Raw genomic sequence first — 3465 nt, 5'->3', positions numbered from 1 at the left:
GGTGGAGGCCTCTGCAGCGGATTGCGGCGCGGCCTCTCCCCTGTCATCGGCGCGCGCCTGTGCGGGCAGCGCGATGAGGGCGAGGGACAGTCCGAGGGTCATCGTGAGGGCGCGCAGGGATGCGCGGCGCGTGCGGGTGGGCGTCGTTGCCATGGGATGCCTTACCGGTGGAGGATAGTTCTCCTACAAGTATATGACGGTGTGCCTCCCTGCGGAAATGTTTGGGGGCCGGGGCTCGATGAGCCCCGGCCCCACCGCATCAGCCTGGGTTCCTCAGTCCTCGGCGCCGAGCGCGTCAGCCTGTTGCGCCTGCATGCGGGCCAGACGCTGGAAGTCGGCGGCGCCGCGCCGAGCGATGTTGCGCATGGGCCGCTCGGGGGACAGTCCCGAGAAGGACGCTCCGAGGGTGATGATGCCGCCGGATTCCATGCCGGGGCCGGGCAGGACGTCGAAGCGGCGCGCCTTTTGAAGGGCGTCGATGACGCTGGTCATGTCGTGGTTTTGGATGGCCGCGGAGATCGTGTAGGAGCCTGGGTTGAGGGCCAGGCGCGGGATATTGACGTCCAGGTGGCCGGTACCGGGCTCGATGGAGGTGGGCACGTAGCAGGCGTCGATGCCGTGCAGGCCCCACACGAAGATCCCTTCGCGGGTGTCGATAGAGACGCCGAAGACGGGGGCCGTGATGCGCTCTTTCGCCCGGTAGTGCAGGCGCAGGCTCACGGCGTCCCCCGTGTTGACCAGCGAGGTGGGCTCACCGGAGGGGCCGAGAAGCTCAATCTTCTCGATCTTGGCCTCGCCGCTGCCGAAGCGCGTCCCCCCGCCCTCGACCTCGACGGCGTGGTGAGCGACGTCGGAGTAGGTGTCGATGACCTCGGCGGCGTTGCCCACGTCGACGAGCTTGCCGTGGTCCAGCCAGGCCGCCTGGTCGCAGAAGGTGCGCATCTGCTCGAGGCCGTGAGAGACGACGACGACCGTGCGACCCTGGTCCTTGAGCTGGGCGAACTTGTCCATGCACTTGTTCTGGAATTCCATGTCGCCCACGGCCAGGACCTCGTCGACGAGGAGGATGTCCGGCTCGACGTGGATGGATACGGAGAAGCCCAAACGCACGTACATGCCGGAGGAGTAGTTCTTCACCGGCTGGTCGATGAAGCGCTCCACGCCGGAGAAGTCGATGATCGCGTCCAGCTTGGAGTCGATCTCCTTCTTGCTCATGCCCAGGATCGCGCCGTTGAGGTAAATGTTCTCGCGGCCCGAGAGCTCGGGGTGGAAGCCGGAGCCAACCTCGAGCATGGCGGCCATGCGACCCGTCGAGGAAATCGTGCCCTTGTCGGGGGTAAGGATCTTCGCAATGCACTTGAGCAGCGTCGACTTGCCGGAACCGTTGTGTCCGAGCAGCCCGAAGGTCTTGCCCTGCGGGATGTCGAAGGAGACGTCGTCGAGGGCCCAGAACTCCTCGAACTGGGCGCGCGAGCGCTGCAGGAACGCACCCTTGAGGGACTGGTTACGATTCTTGTAGATGCGGAAACGCTTGGACACGCCCGCAACGGAGATCGCGTTCGTCATCAGAGTTCCTCCACGATTCGTGCCGAGAAGCGACGGAAGATGAGCGAGCCGAGGCCGAAGATACCGAAGGCCCAGGCGGTGCAGCCCAGCCAGACCTGCCAGGACGGTATCGCGAAGCCGTAGAGCGTGGAGCGGTACGCCTCGAGGAAGAGCTCGGCGGGGTTGAGGCGGAAGATCGTGACGATCGGCAGGGGTTCACCGCCCCACGTCCACCCCTTGGCCGCCAGGTCGGTCTGCACCTTGTTGAGCATCGACAGAGAGAAGACGACGCCGGAGGCGTACATCCAGATCTGGTTGAAAATCTGCCACAGGTGCGAGATATCGCGGAAGTAGACGGAGGCGATGGACAAGATGAGGCCCATGCCGATCACGAAGAGCATGGCAAGGGCCGTGATGGCGATGACCGCTGGGATCATCAACAGCACGCCGGGACCACCCGCGATGCACATGATGAGGATGATGACGCCCAGCTCGAAAGCGAAATCATAGGCCAGAGCGAGAACGGAGGAGTAGATGAGGACCTGGCGCGGGAAGTAGACCTTCGTCAGCAGGCCGGAGTTGCCGACAAGGGAGTCCATGCCTCGCTGGATGCCGCTCGACATGAAGTTCCAGGCGATGACGCCCACGCCGATCCACAGCGCGAAGGAGGACAGCCCCGAGTTCACGCCCTTGTCGGCCTCGCCGCGAAAGACGACGCCGAAGATCAGCGCGTAGACGGCGATTGTCGCCAGGGGGTTGATGAAGGACCACAGGCGCCCCAGCGCGGTGCCCTTGAACTCAGAGGAGATCGAACGCTGCGCCATGCGCACCGTCAGGTCGATGACCCGTTTCGTCTCAGACACCGCTTCTCCCATCGTTTCTGTCGTGGTCAGGAAATCTATCTTACTCGGGCGAGCCCGGAGTGAGCGCGAGGTATCGCTGCGTGAACTCTACGATCACGACGCTGGGGTGGTATGCCTCGATGAGAGAGGCGACATCCGTGGGATGCTCCGCGTCGAGGGCGTGGCCAACCTGAATGGTGTATTCGAAGGTCGCGGCCACGTCGGGACCGAGGTTGTTGCCCTGCGAGTCGCGCACGATGAGCGCGGTGCCGCGTCCGTTGGGGTTGTACGTCAGCGCCGGCTTGTTCTCGAAATCGATGGGGGTGGCCAGGGACACCTCGGGGGCGCCCGTCACCTCGGCCATGCGCGCGGAGGCGTCCGCGAGCTCGTCGCGCGAGTCCAGCCGAAGCATGCGCACCGAGCCGGGGTCCTGCGCGTAGGTGGGAATCGCCCACGGGCCGGTGGCGCTCGGCGCGCCCAGGCCCTCGTACTCGTTGGGGGCGTCGGATGTCGACACGCCGGAGGGCGCGAGGGAAGGCAGGCCCGACAGGGACGGGTTGAGTGCCCCCAGGCACGTCAGGGTCTGGTTCCAGGCCACGTGCGCCGCGTAAGGCGACCAGTGCGGGTTGACGGCCGAGTACAGGGGTGCGTCCGTCGTGGCGCGCGCGTCGACGAGGCCCTGGCGCACGTCCACCCACGGGTGGGCGGGTAGCGCGGTACGCATGAGGTCCATGGAGGTGGTGCCGCGCAGCGGGTCGGTCCACTGCGGCAGCTTGTCGGAGTAGACGTCCCAGGTGGCCGGGGCGGGCAGGAACATGGTGGTCGCGCCGTTGGCGTCGCCCGCCTGCTCGATGGCCGTCATGTAGCGGTCCCACGCGCCGATCTGGTCGGCGTTGGGGCGCACGCGGCCCAACGCCTGTGAGAAGTTCGCGTTGAAGACGTCGGAGAGGAAGAAGTACCCGTCGCGCCCCTCGACGTAGGTGCTCACGCCGGTCATGCCCGCCTGGAACGAGGCATCGGCGGCGTCGGTGGGCAGGTATCCGGCGGTGCCGGCGATGCCCGGCGTCCAGGGGCCCAC

Annotated in this window: 3 protein-coding genes; all 3 read right to left on the bottom strand. The window is 66.2% G+C overall.

The annotated features are described in order from the left end of the window. Nucleotides 1-273: 273 nt before the first annotated feature. Entirely contained in the window at nucleotides 274-1566 is a 1293-nt protein-coding gene (locus tag HMPREF1138_RS02675) for an ABC transporter ATP-binding protein (RefSeq protein WP_009056238.1), read from the bottom strand. Beyond that, nucleotides 1566-2408: an ABC transporter permease gene (locus tag HMPREF1138_RS02670; RefSeq protein WP_009056241.1), complete on the bottom strand. Its 843-nt coding sequence runs from the start codon at nucleotides 2406-2408 to the stop codon at nucleotides 1566-1568. The genes HMPREF1138_RS02675 and HMPREF1138_RS02670 overlap by 1 nt, the downstream gene beginning before the upstream one ends. 40 nt (nucleotides 2409-2448) lie before the next feature. Beyond that, nucleotides 2449-3465, bottom strand: a 1017-nt coding sequence (locus HMPREF1138_RS11205; protein ID WP_050981222.1) for a hypothetical protein, incomplete at its 5' end; no start/stop codon positions are given.

The sequence above is a fragment of the Actinomyces sp. ICM58 genome (genome assembly GCF_000283035.1).
Lineage (GTDB): Bacteria > Actinomycetota > Actinomycetes > Actinomycetales > Actinomycetaceae > Pauljensenia.
Note: the sequence above shows the minus strand (reverse complement) of the source record. Positions and strands in the feature narration are given on the sequence as shown.